Origin of the sequence: Microbacterium pasadenense (assembly GCF_047246565.1) — a bacterium.
Classification (GTDB): domain Bacteria; phylum Actinomycetota; class Actinomycetes; order Actinomycetales; family Microbacteriaceae; genus Microbacterium.
Map to the genome: position 1 here is coordinate 542,572 of NZ_JBFOKN010000002.1, position 15,519 is coordinate 558,090.

Consider the following 15,519-nt stretch of genomic DNA (forward strand, 5'->3'; position numbering starts at 1 on the left):
CCAGCCTACCGCCCGCAGCGGTCGGCCCGGGACGGCGTCAGGCGCGGGCGATGCGCGCCAGGACGCCGTGGACGAACGAGCCGGAGTCGTCCGTCGAGAACTCCTTGGCGAGCTCGACGGCCTCGTCGATGGCGACGGCCGTGGGCACGTCGTCGTTGTGCAGGATCTCCCACACGCCGATCCGGAGGATCGCCCGGTCGACCGCCGGCATCCGTTCGAGCTTCCAGTCGCGCGCGTGCGTCACGATCTGCTCGTCGATCTCGTCCCGGGCGTCGATGACGCCGTCGACGATCTCGCGCGCATAGAGCCAGGATGCCTCGCGGGCGGGCTCGCTGGCGGCGCGCTTCGCCTCGGAGGCGAGCGTCACCGACAGCTCGTCGCCCCGGATGTCGGCCTGATACAGGATGTCGAGGGCGCGCTTGCGCGCCTTGCTGCGTGCGCTCATCGGACGGTCAGTTCACGCGGCCGAGGTAGTCCCCGGTGCGCGTGTCGACCTTGACCTTGGTGCCCGCCTCGACGAACAGCGGCACCTGGATCTCGTAGCCCGTCTCGAGGGTCGCGGGCTTGGTGCCGGCCGACGAGCGGTCGCCCTGCAGGCCCGGCTCGGTGTACGTGATCTCCAGGACGACGGATGCCGGCATCTCGACGTACAGCGGGTTGCCGTTGTTGAGCGCGATCTGCACCTGCTGGTTCTCCAGCAGGAAGTTCGCCGCGTCGCCGACGGTGGCGATCGAGACGTTGATCTGGTCGTAGTCGGCGACGTCCATGAAGACGAAGCTCTCGCCGTCGTTGTACAGGAACGTGTAGTCGCGGCGGTCGACGTTCTCGACCTCGATCTTGGTGCCCGCGTTGTAGGTCTTGTCGACCGTCTTGCCGCTCACGACGTTCTTGAGCTTCGTGCGGACGAAGGCACCGCCCTTGCCCGGCTTCACGTGCTGGAACTCCACCACGCTCCACAGCTGTCCGTCGATCTTGATGACGACGCCGTTCTTGATGTCTGCGGTGGATGCCATGAGAGAAGGAGTTCCGTTCCGTGAAAGTTCGTGGCCGAGTGGCCGGTGAACGATTCTACGGGATGCCCGGCGCTTTCCTCCTGCGACGGCCGAAGCCCGGCGTCAAGCGCCGATGGCGGCGATGAGTTCGCGCGTCGCGTCGGCGTAACCCGCGACGCCGCGGCCGATCACGTGGACCACGGCGACATCCGCGATGTACGAGTGATGGCGGAACGGCTCGCGTTCGCGCACGTCCGAGATGTGCACCTCCGCGACCGGCAGCGCCACACCCGACAGCGCGTCACGCAGCGCGACCGAGGTGTGGGTCAGCCCGCCCGCGTTGATGACGATGCCGGCGGCCTCCGTGCGGGCCGCGTGGATCGCGTCGATGAGGACGCCCTCGTGGTTGCTCTGCAGCGCGTCGACGCCGTATCCGGCCTCGGCCGCCGTCGCCGTCACGAGCGCGACGACGTCGGCGAGCGTCTGCGACCCGTACACGTCGGGCTCGCGGATACCGAGGAGGTTGAGGTTCGGACCGTTCAGCAGCAGGAGTCGGCGCGGGGTGGACACCTCAGCACACTATCCGTTCGCCGCGGGGCGACGCGTCCGCGACCGGCGGGTCAGCGCAGGGCGCGCTGCATTTCGAGCTCGGGCCCGATCACACTCGTGAACTCGCGCCCCGTCGGGGCGAAGCCGAGCCGGGTGTACGCGGCGCGTGCTCGGGCGTTGTCAGCGTGCACCTCGAGCGTCAGGGCCGCCGCCCCGCGCGCGCCGGCCCACTCGTCGGCCGCGTCGAAGAGCCGGGCCAGGATGCCGCTCCCCCGGTGGCCGGCGTCGATGTAGACGCCGACGACGGTGGCGCGCGCCGGACCGTCGCCCGCCGCACCCTCGGGTTCGCCGGCCGGCCGGATCAGGACGGTCGCGGTGCCCACCCACCGGTCGCCGACGACCGCCACGAACTGCGCCGACTCGTCGCTCAGCGCCGCACCCGCCGCGCGTTCCCGCCAGAACGCCTCGTCCCGTGCTAACTCCTGCTCGAGCGTGGTCATGAAGGCCACCGGCGCCGCGGGGTCGCGGACGGCGCGGAGCCGCAGGTCCCTCACCTCCCGCCATTCCGCGAGGGCGACGCGACGCACCTCCGACGTCCTCACCCCGCGATCTCCTGGTAGGCGGTGAACAGGAGGGATTCGTCCGGCGCCTGCATGACCGTCGGCTTGCCGATGCCGTCCAGGACGATGAAGCGCAGCATCCCGCCGCGCGTCTTCTTGTCGCGCTGCATCACGCCGAGCAGATGCTGCCAGCCGTCCATGCGGTAGCTCGTGGGCAGCCCCAGCAGCTCGAGGACGCGACGGTGGCGGGCGGCGTCGTCGTCAGACAGGCGCCCGGCGAGACGGGCCAGCTCGGCGGCGTACATCATGCCGATCGAGATGGCGGCGCCGTGACGCCAGCGGTACCGCTCCGCGTGCTCGATCGCGTGGCCGAGGGTGTGACCGTAGTTGAGCACCTCCCGGAGGCCCGCTTCGCGGAAGTCCTCGCTCACCACGCGGGCCTTCATCTCGATCGCGAGTTCGATGCACCGGCGGAACGCCGGCGTGGTGGGGTCGACGGCGGCCTCCGGGTCGCGCTCGATGATGTCGAGGATCTCGGGGAACCAGATGAAACCGGCCTTGACCACCTCCGCGAACCCGGCGACCGCCTCGTTCTTGGGGAGCGTGTCGAGGACGTCGAGGTCGCAGATCACGGCCCGCGGCGCCCAGAACGCGCCGACGAGGTTCTTGCCCTCGGCCGTGTTGACACCGGTCTTGCCGCCGACGGCCGCGTCCACCATGCCGAGGACCGTCGTCGGGACCTGGATGACCTGGACGCCCCGCAGCCACGACGCCGCCACGAAGCCGGCGAGGTCGGTCACGGCGCCGCCGCCGAAGCCGATGACCGCGTCGGTGCGCGTGAAGTCGGCCTGGCCCATGACCTGCCAGCAGAAGGCGGCCACCTCGATGCGCTTCGCGTCCTCGGCATCGGGCACCTCGGCGATGAGCACGTCGAGCGTGCCGTCGGCGATGAGCTGGTCCCGCAGGGCCGCCGCCTTGGCGCCCAGGCGGGGCGTGTGGACGACGAGCACCTTCTTGACGGCCGGGTCGAGGCGCTCGCGGAGACCTGCCAGGGCGCCCGGTCCGACGATGATGTCGTACGGCTGAGCGCCGGTCACGCTGATGGTCGTGTGCGTCATGTCTGCTCTCCTCGGGTTCGCGTCCAGTCCGCGATCGCCGTGACGATCATCTCCAGCGGCCCGGACGACGTGTCGAACGTCGTGTCGGCGACGCTGTCGTACAGCGGGCGCCGCGCGTCGTAGATGCGCTGCCAGCGCGCGATCGGGGTCTCCTCGTCGTCCGCCGACAGCAGCGGCCGCTTCGCGTCCGTCCCCAGCCGGCGGGCGACCACGCGGGGCGCGACCGTCAGGAAGACGACGTCGTGCGACGCGAGGTCTCGCCGGGTGTCGCCGTCGAGGACGGCGCCGCCGCCCAGCGAGACAACACCGCCGCGGGCGAGCGCCGCGACGACCGCGTCGCGTTCCAGCCGCCGGAAGTGGGGCTCGCCGTGCGCGGCGAACAGGTCGGCGATCGCCCCGTGCTCCCGGACGACGAGCGAGTCGGTGTCGCTGAACGTCGTGCCCAGCTGCTTCGCGAGACGCTTGCCGATGCTCGTCTTGCCGGCACCCATGGGTCCGACCAGGACGATCGCGCGGGAGTCAGCCGAGGTCATGCGCGAGCAGGGCCGCCTCCGACGCGGGAGTCGTCTTCAGCGTCTCCGGGATGTTCGCGAGGTAGGTCTCGATGTTGCGCCGGGTCTCTCGGATGCTGTCGCCGCCGAACTTCTCGAGCACGGCGTCGGCGAGCACGATCGCAACCATGGCCTCGGCGACGACGCCCGCAGCGGGAACCGCGCAGACGTCGGAGCGCTGGTGGTGTGCGGACGCGGTGTCACCCGTCGCGACGTCGACGGTGCGCAGGGCGCGCGGCACCGTGGCGATGGGCTTCATGCCCGCCCGGACCCGCAGCGCGGTTCCCGTGGACATGCCGCCCTCGGTGCCGCCGGCCCGGTCGGACGACCGCGTGATGCCGTTCTCCGTGACGAAGAGCTCATCGTGCGCGGCGGACCCGCGGCGACGGGTGGTCTCGAAGCCGTCGCCGACCTCGACGCCCTTGATCGCCTGGATGCTCATCAGGGCCTGGGCGAGCTTGCCGTCCAGACGCCGGTCCCAGTGCACGTGGGACCCGAGGCCCGGCGGCAGCCCGTAGGCCAGGACCTCGACCACTCCGCCGAGCGTGTCGCCGTCCTTGCGGGCGGCGTCCACCTCGGCGACCATGCGCTCGCTCGTCAGCGCGTCGAAGCAGCGCAGCGGATCCGCGTCGAGCGTGTCGACGTCGTCGGGCATCGGCACGGGGGCGCCCTCGGGGACCCGCACCGGACCGATGGAGAGCGTGTGGCTGACGAGACGGATGCCGAGCTCGGCGAGGAATGCGCGGGCGAGGGCCCCCAGGGCGACCCGCGCGGCGGTCTCGCGGGCGCTGGCCCGCTCGAGGATCGGGCGCGCTTCGTCGAAGTCGTACTTCTGCATGCCGACGAGGTCGGCATGGCCGGGCCGGGGGCGCGTGAGTGCGGCGCCGCGGCCGCGGGACATCTCGGTGAGATCGACGGGCTCGGGACTCATCACCTCGACCCACTTAGGCCACTCGGTGTTGCCGACGCGGACGGCGATCGGGCTGCCGAGGGAGAGACCGTGACGGACGCCGCCCGAGATGGCGAGCTCGTCCTCCTCGAATTTCATCCGCGAGCCGCGGCCGTAGCCGAGCTTGCGACGGGCCAGGTCGGCGCGGATGGCGTCGAGCGAGATCGGGACGCCGGATGGAAGGCCTTCCATGATGGCGACGAGTTCGGGGCCGTGGGATTCGCCGGCCGTGAGCACGCGGAGCATTGCCCTAGTCTCCCATGAGCGCGCGCCGCATGACGGCCAGGACGTCATCCTCGTCCGGGAGCGGCGTGGTGACGTCGCCCGTCGCGAACGCCCGGATCTGCCGCACGGCCTGGTGGAGGAGCATCGCCTCTCCGTCGGCTGCCGGCGCGCCCCGGCGCGCCCATGCCTCGGTGAGCGAGGTGGGCCCGCGACCGTAGACGACGTCCAGCAGCACTCCGCCGCCGTCGGCGAGGCTGTCGGCCACGCCGTCGGGCAGCCGGACGCCCCCCGGCAGGGTGGCGACCGTGACATCGCGGGCGGGCAGCCGAGCGGCGGAGAGCGGGACGGCGGCGACCGCCATGCCCAGCCGCTCCCCCACCCGGCGCAGCGCGTCGACCGCCTCGGGACGGCGGGCCGCGACCTGCAGGTCCCGGATGCCGATCTCGGAGAGCGCGACGAGCGCGGACATCGCGGTCGCACCGGCGCCGACGATGCGGCCCGTCGACGCGGTCTGCAGACCCTGCTCGCGGAGCGCCGCGACGATGCCGCCGACGTCGGTGTTGAAGCCGGTCCACCCGCCGGCGGCCCGGACCAGCGTGTTGACGGCACCGGTCAGCTCGGCGCGGGCGTCGAGCGACGCCGCGGCCGCGTGCGCCGCCGTCTTCAAGGGCATCGTCAGCGACAGGCCGCGGAGACGCGGTCCCTCACTCGCGAGCGCGTCGGCGAACGCCGCCTCGTCGACACGGCGACGGCCGTAGGTCCACGCCCAGCCCAGTCGGCGGTACGCCGCGGCGTGCAGGACGGGCGACAGGCTGTGGTCGATCGGATCGCCCCACACCTCCAGGGCAGTCGCGGTCATGACTCAGCAGCCTCCGTCAGGGTTGTCGGCGCACCACGCCTGCCACTTCTCGACCGCCTCCTGGTGCTCCGCGTAGGTCGAGGTGAACTCCGTCTCGCCGGTGGAGAGGTCGACGGTCACGAAGTACAGCCAGGGCCCGTCCTCGGGGTTCATCGCCGCCTCGATGGCGGTCGCGCCGGGGTTCGCGATCGGGCCGACCGGCAGTCCGGGGTGGAGGTAGGTGTTCCAGCCGTTGTCGTCGGCCCGCTGCTCGGGCGTCGTGCTCACCGATCCGTCGTGGGTCGTGCCGTAGCCGTACTTCACCGTCGAGTCCATCTGCAGGAGGCCTGCCGTCTCGCTGTTGCCCGGGTCGAGCCGGTTCTGGATGACGCGCGACACCTTGAAGAAGTCCTTCTCGAATCTCGCCTCGCGCTCGATGATCGAGGCGATCGTGAGGATCTCGGCGCGTCGGTCCTCGGGCACCCCCGCCTCGTCGAGCGCCTCGACGGCGCGGTCGACCATGCGCTGCACGACGTCCGTCGCGGTGACACCGGGATCGAACGTGTAGGTGGCGGGGAACAGCCAGCCCTCCAGGCTCTGCTCGTCGACGCCGTACGCACCGGGGTCGGCGACCGCGGCCTCCACGTCCTCGAGAGGGACGCCGACGCCCTCGGCGATGCGCTCCACGGACTGGTCGACCGTCAGCCCTTCCCGCAGCTGCACGGTGTTCTGCTGCTTGTTGGCCGGGTCGACCAGCGCTTCGTAGGCGGCCTCCGAGGTCATCTTCTCCTGCAGGCTGAAGACGCCGACGTCGAGCTTGTTCGTATCGGCGCCGCTGCTGATCAGGTAGTCGTAGAAGGCATCCGAGGTCTTGGTGACGCCGGCGTCGAACAGCGTCTGCGAGATGTCCGCGCCGGTCTCGTTGCTGACGACCGTGATCGTGACCTCGCCCTCGGCGAGGCCGGGCTCGAAGTCCTTCGGCTCCTCCCAGCCCATGACGGCGCGGATCTGGTCTTCGTAGGTGCTCCACACCCAGAACCCGCCGGCGGCCAGGCCGCCCAGCAGAGCGATGATGACGGCGAAGACGGTCCATGCGGCGACCCGGCTCTTGCGGCGGTCCTTGTCGATGCGGGCGGCGGTGACGGGGGCGTTCCGCTCCTGCTCTTCGAACAGCGCCTCGATCGGCACCTGAGCCGGGGCGGGCGGCACCGGACGGCCGGCGTCCGCTCGCTGGTCGCCGGGCTCGGCGGCATCGGATCGCTGGTCGCGGGGCTCGGCGGCGTCCGCTCGCGGGTCGCCGGGCTGGCCGTCGTCTGCCGTGCCCTGCGGCGGACGAGCCGCGCGGGCGGCACGCCGGCTCAGCGGAGGCTCCGTCGGGTTCTCGGGCATCAGCGTGGCTCCTGCGTCATCGTCAGTGGCTGTCCGGCCGGGTTGCCGGTGCTCTTCTCGACGTCGATCGCCTGCTGGAGGAGGACGACCGCGGCGACTTGATCGACAATCCTACGAGACGACCGCTGCGACCTGCCGCTCTGGCGGAGAGCCGCATGCGCTGTCACCGTGCTCAGGCGCTCGTCGACGAACCGGATCGGGATGTCGGACGCCGCCCCGAGCTCCTCGCCGAACGTTCGCGCATCGGCGGTCGAGGACGTCTCGTTGCCGCCGAGACTGATCGGCAGACCCACCAGGATCTCCATCGCCCCGTACTCCGCAGCCAGCTCCAGGACGCGCGCCACGGCGGCATCCGCGCGCGGGACCGTCTCGACGGGAACCGCGAGCATGCCGTCGGGGTCGCACCTCGCCACACCGACGCGGGCCTTGCCCACATCGATCCCGAGGCGCACGCCCCGACGGAAGCCGCTCACGCTCAGGCGCTCCGCAGGCTGTCCGCCAGCCCTCGGAGAGCGGCCGGCAGAGCCGCGGCATCCGTGCCACCGCCCTGAGCGACATCGTCACGTCCGCCACCGCCGCCGCCGAGCGCCGCCGCCGCCGCCTTCGCAAGCACGCCTGCCTTCGCCCCCGCGGCACGGGCGGCCTCGTTGGTTGCGACGATCACGAGCGGGCGGCCACCGATCTCGGCGCCGAGGGCGACCACCGCGGCATCCGAGCCGAGCCGCTCGCGCACCTGCAGCGCGACGGACCGGACATCGTCGGCGGATGCCGCCGTGCCGAGCGACTGCGCCACGACCGAATGGGCGCCGATCCGGTCAGCGGCTGCCACCAGAGCGGGGATCCGCTCGCCGAGCGCCTTCGCCTCGAACTGGGCGATCTTCTTCTCGGCCGCCTTCAGGCTGGCCTGCAGCTCCGCGATCCGCGCGGGAAGCTGGTCGCGCGGCGCCTTCAGGTTCGCGGTGAGCTGCGACACGATGGCGCGCTCCGCCGCCAGCTCGCGGAAGGCGTCCTGACCGACGAGCGCTTCGACGCGACGGTTCGACGCGCCGACCGAGGACTCGCCGACGAGGTTGATGATCCCGACCTGGGCACTCGAGGAGACATGCGTGCCCGCGCAGAGCTCACGCGACCAGGGCCCGCCGATGTCGACCATGCGCACCGTCTCTCCGTACTTCTCACCGAACAGCGCCATCGCGCCCGCCGCCTTCGCCTCGTCCAGCGACATGATCCGAGTCGTGACCTCGAGGTTGTCGCGGACCGCGTTGTTGGCGATCTCCTCGATCTCGCTGCGGGTCTCGGGCGAGAGCGCCTGACCCCAGGCGAAGTCGAACCGGAGGTAGCCGGCGCGATTCAGCGAGCCCGCCTGCGTCGCTCCCCTCCCCAGCGTGTCGCGGAGAGCGGCGTGGACGAGGTGGGTCGCGGAGTGCGCCTGCGCCGCGGCGCGCCGGTTCACGGCGTCGACGACCGTCGTGGCGGGGACGCCGACGGCGACCTCGCCCGTCGTGACCTCGACGGTGTGGCTGACGAGGCCGGGGACCGGCTTCTGGACGTCGAGGACCTCGAGCTCGAAGCCCGGACCGACGATGACGCCCTTGTCGGCGACCTGGCCACCCGACTCGGCGTACAGCGCCGTCTCGGCGAGGATGACCTCGGCGATCTGCCCCTGCGATGCGCGATCAGCGGGAACGCCCCCGACGAGCAGCCCCAGCACCCGGGACTCGGTCTCCAGGTCCGTGTATCCCGTGAACGTCGTCTCGCCCTGCGCGCGGAAGTCGCGGTAGACGCTCGTGTCGGCGAGCTGGCCCTTGCGCGAGCGCGCGTCGGCCTTCGCGCGGTCGCGCTGCTCCTTCATGAGCACGTCGAAGGCGGCCCGGTCGACGTCGAGGCCGGCCTCCTCCGCGATCTCCAGCGTCAGGTCGATCGGGAAGCCGTAGGTGTCGTGGAGGAGGAACGCCTGGGCACCGCTCAGGCGGTCCTCCCGCTGCGCCTTCGCGTTCTCCAGCGAGGTGTCGAGGATCTCCGAACCGCTCGCGAGGGTGCGGAGGAACGTGGCCTCTTCGGCGAGGGCGTACTGCGCGAGGCGCGCGTAGTCGGTCCCGACGATCGGGTAGGACTCCTTCATCGCGTCGCGCGACGCGGCGAACAGATCGGCGAAGCTCGGCCCGTCGACGCCCAGGAGCCGCATCGAGCGGATCGCACGACGCATGAGGCGACGGAGGATGTAGCCGCGCCCGTCGTTGGCGGGCGTCACGCCATCGGAGAGCAGCATGAGCGACGAGCGGACATGGTCCGCGACCACCCGGAAGCGGACGTCGTCCTCGTGGTTCTCGCCGTAGCGCTTGCCGGAGAGCTCGACGGCCTTGTCCAGGACGGGACGGACCTGGTCGGTCTCGTACATGTTGTCGACGCCCTGCTTGATGAACGCGACGCGCTCGAGCCCCATGCCGGTGTCGATGTTCTGCGCGGGCAGGTCGCCGACGATGTCGAACTCGTACTTCGAGCGCACGTTGGTGATCTCGTACTGCATGAAGACGAGATTCCAGATCTCGACGTAGCGGTCGTCGTCAGTCGCCGGGCCGCCGTCCGCTCCGTACTCCGGTCCGCGGTCGAAGAAGATCTCCGAGCACGGCCCGGCGGGCCCCGGCAGCCCCGTCGTCCAGTAGTTGGTGTCCTTGCCGAGACGCTGGATGCGGCCCTCGGGCAGCGACGACAGCCGGAGCCACAGCTCGCGCGCCTCGTCGTCCTCCTCGTACACGGTGACCCAGAGGTCCTTCGGATCGAACGCGAGCCCGCCGTCCGCCTCCGACGCGGTGAGGAACTCCCACGCGAAGCGGATGGCGCCCTCCTTGAAGTAGTCGCCGAACGACCAGTTGCCGAGCATCTGGAAGAAGGTGCCGTGGCGGGGCGTCTTGCCGACCTCTTCGATGTCGTTCGTGCGGATGCACTTCTGGTTGTCCGCAGCCCGGGCGTACGGGGCGGGGACATCGCCCGACAGGTAGGGGATGAACGGCACCATGCCCGCGACCGTGAACAGCAGCGCGGGGTCGTCGCTCACGAGCGACGCGGACGGCACGATGGTGTGGCCGTTCTTGCGGAAGTAGTCCAGGTAGCGCTGGGCGATCTCAGCGGTCTTCATCACAGGGTCCCTCGAAAGCATGCGGAATCCGTCGCGTCCTCGCGGACGCGACGAGGTGGGGTGGAGGTCAGTCGGCGGTGCGCGCGGGACCCGCGTCGGCGGCGGCGTCCGCGGATGCCGGAGCCGTGCCGGGCGCCGACGAGGTCGTGCCGGCGACGAGTCCCTCGATCTTCGCCTCCTGCGCCCGATAGGAGTCGGCGATGCGATCGGTGAACTCTGCGATGCGGAGATCGACCTCGGCGAGCAGTTCCTGTCCGCGCGGATCCTTGTTCACCAGGTGCGCGGCGACGAACCCCCCGGCGATGCCCAGCACGAACCAGAACAAGTTCTTCATGGGATCCATGTTAGGTCCAAAGCACGAAGGGCGCCGGGGATGCCCCCGACGCCCTTCGTGGCGATGACGCGTCGCTCAGCGCGCCGCGTAGTACTCCACCACGAGCTGGACTTCACAGGTCACCGGGACCTCGGCGCGCTTCGGGCGACGCACGAAGCGGGCCTGCAGCTTGTCGAGCTCGACCTCGAGGTACGAGGGAACCGGGGGCAGGACCTCGGCGTGACCGCCGGCGGCTGCGACCTGGAACGGCTCGAGAGCCTCGCTCTTCTCCTTGACGTGGATGAGCTGGCCCGGCTTCACGCGGAACGACGGGCGGTCGACGAGCTGGCCGTCGACGAGGATGTGACGGTGCACGACGAGCTGGCGCGCCTGTGCGGTGGTGCGGGCGAACCCGGCACGGAGCACGAGGGCGTCGAGACGCATCTCCAGGAGCTCGACGAGGTTCTCACCCGTCAGGCCGTCCTTGCGGCGGGCCTCGTTGAAGGTGTTGCGCAGCTGCTTCTCGCGGATGCCGTACTGCTCGCGCAGACGCTGCTTCTCGCGGAGGCGGACGGCGTAGTCGCTGTCCTGCTTGCGCTTGGTGCGGCCGTGCTCACCGGGAGCGTAGGGACGCTTCTCGAGGTACTTGGCTGCCTTGGGGGTCAGTGCGATGCCGAGGGCGCGCGAGAGGCGCACCTTGCGGCGGTCCTGGGACTTCGTAGCCACGAAGTTCTTCCTTCCATGACGTGGCCGCGTCTTTCACGGCTCACGGGCGTATCGCCGCATCTCGCCCTTCCGGACTGCACGCCGGGGCATGCCGGAAGGTGTGAAAGAGAGACGGGGATGCCCGAAAACACGGTTTCGAGCCGGTCAAGTCTAACAGACCGGCGCGCTCAGCCTCGGCTCTCGCGCTCCGCCAGGTCGAGGACGCCCGGCGGGTGGAACGGCATCGCTCCGGCGCGGAGGTCGGCGAGGCGATACCAGCCGACCGTCGTCTCGCCGTCGAGCACCGGCATCCGTCCGTCCCGTGGCAGAGCGGCGAGCCGGGCGCTCCGCACCGCGAACACGTGGGCGATCTCGTGGCCGCGCGTCGTCTCGTTCTCGAAGATGTTCTCCAGCACCCCGAGGAGCACGACCTCGTCGGGGACAGCGCCCAGCTCCTCGAGGAACTCCCGCCGCATGGCCGCCGCCGCGGTCTCCCCGACGTCGATGCCTCCGCCGGGCGCGCGGAGGAATGCGCCGCGGGCCGCGGTGGCCGGGTACTCCTCCGCGAGCACCCACCCGTCGTCGACCACCAGGCCGACGGCGATGGCACGGACGCGCTCGCGGGCCGGCAGCTCCGCGGCGTAGGCGGCGACGGCGCGTCCGTAGGCGGGCAGGTGCGGCGCGAGCTCGGTGAGGGCGGTGCGCAGGGCCCGGGTCGGCTTGTCGTCGTCGTGCAGCGCGAGCGCGAGGAACGCCCGGGCGGCGGGAGCCAGCGGATCGTCGCCCGGGAAGCGCTGCAGCAGCGCGATCGCCGCGGACGCATCGCCGACGTTGCGGAGCGAGCTCGCCAGCTGGATGACAGCCTGGCTGCGCCGCTCGCCGTCCAGTCCCGCCTCGAGCGCGGCCCGGTAGAGCGGGATCGCGGCAGCCTCCTCGCCGAGGAAGTCCTCCACCGACGCCCGCTCGAACAGGCCGGCCGGATCGTTCTCGGCTCGCTCGGCGAGCAGCGCCGCCATCGCCGCGCGCAGCTCGTCCGGCCGGTCCGCCTCGGCGAGGTCCCACACGGCGGCGACCCGCGCGTCCCAGTCCGCCACGCTCACTCCCCCAGGATCTTGCGGATCTTCTCGACGCGCGCCGAGATGTCGCGCTCGACGCCCCGCGTCGTCGGCTCGTAGTACCGCCGGCCCCGGAGCTCGTCGGGCAGGTACTGCTGCGTCGCGACCCCCACGTCGAGGCTGTGCGGGTAGATGTATCCCTTGCCGTGGCCGAGCCGCTTCGCCCCGGCGTAGTGCGCGTCGCGCAGATGGACGGGGACGCGACCGAATCCGCCGGCGCGGACGTCGGCGATTGCGGCGTTGATGGCGGTGTAGGCCGCGTTGGACTTGGCGGTCGTCGCGAGGTACGCGGTCGCCTCCGCCAGCGGGATGCGTCCCTCCGGCATCCCGATGAACGCGACGGCGTCCGCCGCGGCGACCGCGATCTGCAGCGCCTGCGGGTCCGCGAGCCCGATGTCCTCGGCGGCCGAGATCACCAGGCGGCGCGCGATGAAGCGCGGGTCCTCCCCCGCCTCGATCATCCTCGCCAGGTAGTGCATGGCCGCGTCGACGTCGGATCCGCGGATCGACTTGATGTACGCGCTGATGACGTCGTAGTGCTCGTCGCCCTGCTTGTCGTAGCGCAGCAGGGCGCGGTCCACCGCCTGCGCGACGTGGTCCGCGGTGATCTCGGTGGGCTCGTCGCCGTCACCGGCCACCATGGCCGCAGCGGCTTCGAGCGACGTCAGCGCGCGACGGGCGTCACCGGATGCCAGGTGCACCAGGGCCGCTCGAGCCTCGTCCGACAGGGCGACGGTGCCGGCGAGACCGCGTGCGTCGGTCACCGCACGATCGATCAGCATGCCCAGGTCGGCGTCGGTGAGCGGCTGCAGCGTCAGCAGGAGCGACCGCGACAGCAGCGGGGCGATCACGGAGAACGACGGGTTCTCGGTCGTCGCGGCGATGAGGATCACCCAGCCGTTCTCGACACCGGGCAGCAGCGCGTCCTGCTGCGCCTTCGAGAAGCGGTGGATCTCGTCGAGGAACAGGATCGTGGACGTGCCGTACAGGTCGCGCGAGGTCATCGCGTCCTGCATCACCTCGCGGACGTCCTTCACGCCCGCGGTGACGGCCGAGAGCTCCACGAACCGGCGATCGGACGTGCGGGCGATCGCCTGCGCGAGCGTCGTCTTGCCGGTGCCGGGCGGCCCCCACAGGATCACCGACACCGCACCCGCGGTCGCCCGGCCGGGGTCCGCGAGGGCCACGAGGGGCGATCCCGGTCGCAGCAGGTGCGCCTGCCCGGCGACTTCGTCCAGGGATGCCGGTCGCATGCGGACAGCCAACGGCGTCGCACCACGGAACAACGCATCGCCGGCCATCCTCCCAGGCTAGCCGGGGCCGCGGACGGTGCGCCTGGTTTGATCGCGGGCACGCGCTCTGCATAGGGTTTCCTCGGCTCCACCGCGCGGTGGACCGGCGACAGGAGGATGCCGTGGCAGCGGGTCGAACCGGCAGGGGGCGCCCGAGCGCGCAAGAACGCGAGCGTGCGCGCCGGTACGAGGCTCGCCGCCGGTTCTCCGAGAGCCTCGTCGCCCGCCGTCGTCGCGACAACGTGACCGCGGGCGTCGCCGGTGGCGTGCTGATCCTCGCGATCATCGGCGGCCAGGTCGCCTACTACACGCTCGGCCCCGGCACCCCCGAGCCTGCTCCCGCACCGACACCCACCCCGACGGCATCCGTGACTCCGTCGCCGACCGCGACCGACACCGCACCGCCGTCCACCCCGACACCCAGCCCGACACCCACTCCGACGCCGTAGCCCGCCCGTACTAGGCTGAAGGCCGAATCCGACCCCCATGCGGCGCCTGCCGCCGACGAGGTGCACCCCGTGACTTCCCCGACTCCTGAATCCGCCGAGAACCAGCCGTGGGGCCGCGTCGATGACGACGGCACCGTCTCCGTCCGTGAGGGCGAGCAGTGGCGCGTCGTCGGGCAGTACCCCGACGGCACGCCCGAGGAGGCGCTCGCCTACTTCGCGCGCAAGTTCGCCGACCTCGCCTCGGAGGTCTCGCTCCTCGAGGTGCGCCGCCGCCGCGGCGGCGCCTCCGCCTCCGACCTGCGCGGGGCCGCACGCGCGGTCCGCGAGCGTCTCACCGACGCCGCCGCGGTGGGCGACCTCGCCGCGCTCCAGGGCCGCCTGACGGCTCTCGAGGAGACGCTGTCCGAGGCGACCGCCGAGGAGGCTCAGGCCCAGCGCGCCGCGGTCGACGCCGCCATCGCCGAGCGCGAGACCATCGTCGCGGCGATCGAGGCGATCGCGGCGAAGGACCCCCGTTCGATCCAGTGGAAGCAGACGACGACCGAGGTCGCCGACCTGTTCGCCCGGTGGCAGGATCACCAGAGCAGCGGCCCGCGCCTTCCGAAGGCCGTCGGTCAGCAGCTGTGGAAGCGGTTCCGGGATGCCCGCGCGATCATCGACAAGAACCGTCGCGAGTTCTATGCGGGCCTGGACGAGCAGCACAAGTCCGCCCGCGATGCCAAGACGCGCCTCGCGGAGCGTGCCGAGGCCCTCGCCCCGCAGGGCGAGGACGGCATCGCCGCGTATCGCGCTCTCCTCGACCAGTGGAAGAGCGCCGGCCGCGCCGGCAAGAAGGTCGACGACGCGCTGTGGGCGCGGTTCAAGGCCGCCGGCGACCTGCTCTACAGCGCGCGCATCGACCGCGAAGCGGCCGACGTGGAAGCCTCGAAGGAGAAGATCGACGCCAAGCGCGCCCTCCTCGACGAGGCGGCCGCGGTCCCGAAGGAGCGCGACATCGCGAAGGCGCGCGCAGTCCTCACCGGCATCCAGCGCCGCTGGGACGAGATCGGCCGCGTCTTCCCCCGCGACACGGAGCGCGGGCTCGACGACCAGCTCCGCAAGGTCGAGACCTCGCTCAAGCAGCGCGAGGACGAGGACTGGAAGCGCAACAACCCCGAGACCAAGGCCCGTCAGAACGACATGACGAGCCAGCTCCAGGACGCGATCACCAAGCTCGAGGACGAGCTCGCCGCCGCCGAGGCGGGCGGCGACAAGGCCGCGATCGCCCAGGCGAAGGACGCCCTCGAAGCCCGCAAGGGCTGGCTGCGCGCTCTCGGCGGCTGACGCCTCGCGCCTCCG

17 protein-coding genes are annotated in these 15,519 nt (G+C 71.6%); 2 read left to right on the top strand and 15 right to left on the bottom strand.

Going from position 1 to position 15,519, the window contains the following annotated elements:
• Positions 1–37: 37 nt before the first annotated feature.
• The 15 genes from nusB to AB3M83_RS08825 all read right to left on the bottom strand — a co-directional run bounded on the left by nusB (position 38) and on the right by AB3M83_RS08825 (position 13,693).
• Positions 38–445: a transcription antitermination factor NusB gene (gene nusB, locus AB3M83_RS08755; protein ID WP_412947112.1), complete on the bottom strand. Its 408-nt coding sequence runs from the start codon at positions 443–445 to the stop codon at positions 38–40.
• Positions 446–452: 7 nt separating this feature from the next.
• Positions 453–1,013: an elongation factor P gene (efp, locus tag AB3M83_RS08760; RefSeq protein ID WP_412947114.1), complete on the bottom strand. Its 561-nt coding sequence runs from the start codon at positions 1,011–1,013 to the stop codon at positions 453–455.
• Between the two features lie 102 nt (positions 1,014–1,115).
• Positions 1,116–1,562, bottom strand: a complete 447-nt coding sequence (gene aroQ / locus AB3M83_RS08765) for a type II 3-dehydroquinate dehydratase (protein WP_412947117.1) — start codon at positions 1,560–1,562, stop codon at positions 1,116–1,118.
• Between the two features lie 50 nt (positions 1,563–1,612).
• The gene (locus AB3M83_RS08770) at positions 1,613–2,143 is read right to left on the bottom strand and encodes a GNAT family N-acetyltransferase (protein WP_412947120.1); all 531 of its coding nucleotides are present in this window, start codon (positions 2,141–2,143) and stop codon (positions 1,613–1,615) included.
• Positions 2,140–3,219 (bottom strand): 3-dehydroquinate synthase, encoded by a 1,080-nt coding sequence (gene aroB, locus AB3M83_RS08775; protein ID WP_412947122.1) that lies wholly within the window; start codon positions 3,217–3,219, stop codon positions 2,140–2,142. Before aroB ends, AB3M83_RS08770 begins: the two co-directional genes overlap by 4 nt.
• Positions 3,216–3,752, bottom strand: a complete 537-nt coding sequence (locus tag AB3M83_RS08780; protein ID WP_412947124.1) for a shikimate kinase — start codon at positions 3,750–3,752, stop codon at positions 3,216–3,218. The genes aroB and AB3M83_RS08780 overlap by 4 nt, the downstream gene beginning before the upstream one ends.
• Positions 3,739–4,965 (bottom strand): chorismate synthase, encoded by a 1,227-nt coding sequence (gene aroC, locus AB3M83_RS08785; RefSeq protein ID WP_412947125.1) that lies wholly within the window; start codon positions 4,963–4,965, stop codon positions 3,739–3,741. The genes AB3M83_RS08780 and aroC overlap by 14 nt, the downstream gene beginning before the upstream one ends.
• A gap of 4 nt (positions 4,966–4,969) precedes the next feature.
• On the bottom strand, positions 4,970–5,803 hold the full coding sequence (locus AB3M83_RS08790; protein ID WP_412947127.1) for a shikimate dehydrogenase family protein: 834 nt from the start codon (positions 5,801–5,803) through the stop codon (positions 4,970–4,972).
• A gap of 3 nt (positions 5,804–5,806) precedes the next feature.
• A complete protein-coding gene (mltG, locus tag AB3M83_RS08795) occupies positions 5,807–7,171 on the bottom strand; it encodes an endolytic transglycosylase MltG (RefSeq protein WP_412947130.1) in 1,365 nt (454 codons plus the stop codon).
• Entirely contained in the window at positions 7,171–7,644 is a 474-nt protein-coding gene (gene ruvX, locus AB3M83_RS08800; RefSeq protein WP_412947133.1) for a Holliday junction resolvase RuvX, read from the bottom strand. The genes mltG and ruvX overlap by 1 nt, the downstream gene beginning before the upstream one ends.
• A 2-nt stretch (positions 7,645–7,646) precedes the next feature.
• Positions 7,647–10,307, bottom strand: a complete 2,661-nt coding sequence (gene alaS, locus AB3M83_RS08805) for an alanine--tRNA ligase (protein WP_412947135.1) — start codon at positions 10,305–10,307, stop codon at positions 7,647–7,649.
• Between the two features lie 67 nt (positions 10,308–10,374).
• A complete protein-coding gene (locus tag AB3M83_RS08810; RefSeq protein ID WP_412947136.1) occupies positions 10,375–10,641 on the bottom strand; it encodes an ATPase in 267 nt (88 codons plus the stop codon).
• A gap of 75 nt (positions 10,642–10,716) precedes the next feature.
• On the bottom strand, positions 10,717–11,346 hold the full coding sequence (gene rpsD, locus AB3M83_RS08815) for a 30S ribosomal protein S4 (RefSeq protein ID WP_412947138.1): 630 nt from the start codon (positions 11,344–11,346) through the stop codon (positions 10,717–10,719).
• A 167-nt stretch (positions 11,347–11,513) separates the two neighbouring features.
• Entirely contained in the window at positions 11,514–12,425 is a 912-nt protein-coding gene (locus tag AB3M83_RS08820; RefSeq protein WP_412947143.1) for a tetratricopeptide repeat protein, read from the bottom strand.
• Complete coding sequence (locus AB3M83_RS08825) at positions 12,422–13,693, bottom strand: replication-associated recombination protein A (protein WP_412947145.1); 1,272 nt, start codon at positions 13,691–13,693, stop codon at positions 12,422–12,424. The genes AB3M83_RS08820 and AB3M83_RS08825 overlap by 4 nt, the downstream gene beginning before the upstream one ends.
• Positions 13,694–13,854: 161 nt before the next feature.
• On the opposite strand from AB3M83_RS08825, the gene AB3M83_RS08830 reads away from it, so the two are divergent.
• Together AB3M83_RS08830 and AB3M83_RS08835 are read left to right on the top strand one after the other, a co-directional pair.
• Positions 13,855–14,181: a dioxygenase gene (locus AB3M83_RS08830; protein ID WP_412947148.1), complete on the top strand. Its 327-nt coding sequence runs from the start codon at positions 13,855–13,857 to the stop codon at positions 14,179–14,181.
• A 69-nt stretch (positions 14,182–14,250) separates the two neighbouring features.
• Positions 14,251–15,504, top strand: a complete 1,254-nt coding sequence (locus tag AB3M83_RS08835; RefSeq protein ID WP_412947149.1) for a DUF349 domain-containing protein — start codon at positions 14,251–14,253, stop codon at positions 15,502–15,504.
• The last annotated feature ends 15 nt before the right edge of the window (positions 15,505–15,519 follow it).

Bases quoted from the DNA above. Each gene is read 5' to 3' on its own strand.
- nusB (WP_412947112.1), bottom strand. From the start codon at position 445: ATGAGCGCACGCAGCAAGGCGCGCAAGCGCGCCCTCGACATCCTGTAT.
- alaS (WP_412947135.1), bottom strand. From the start codon at position 10,307: ATGAAGACCGCTGAGATCGCCCAGCGCTACCTGGACTACTTCCGCAAG.
- mltG (WP_412947130.1), bottom strand. From the start codon at position 7,171: ATGCCCGAGAACCCGACGGAGCCTCCGCTGAGCCGGCGTGCCGCCCGC.
- aroC (WP_412947125.1), bottom strand. From the start codon at position 4,965: ATGCTCCGCGTGCTCACGGCCGGCGAATCCCACGGCCCCGAACTCGTC.
- aroB (WP_412947122.1), bottom strand. From the start codon at position 3,219: ATGACGCACACGACCATCAGCGTGACCGGCGCTCAGCCGTACGACATC.
- efp (WP_412947114.1), bottom strand. From the start codon at position 1,013: ATGGCATCCACCGCAGACATCAAGAACGGCGTCGTCATCAAGATCGAC.
- AB3M83_RS08790 (WP_412947127.1), bottom strand. From the start codon at position 5,803: ATGACCGCGACTGCCCTGGAGGTGTGGGGCGATCCGATCGACCACAGC.
- AB3M83_RS08825 (WP_412947145.1), bottom strand. From the start codon at position 13,693: ATGCGACCGGCATCCCTGGACGAAGTCGCCGGGCAGGCGCACCTGCTG.
- AB3M83_RS08810 (WP_412947136.1), bottom strand. From the start codon at position 10,641: ATGAAGAACTTGTTCTGGTTCGTGCTGGGCATCGCCGGGGGGTTCGTC.
- AB3M83_RS08780 (WP_412947124.1), bottom strand. From the start codon at position 3,752: ATGACCTCGGCTGACTCCCGCGCGATCGTCCTGGTCGGACCCATGGGT.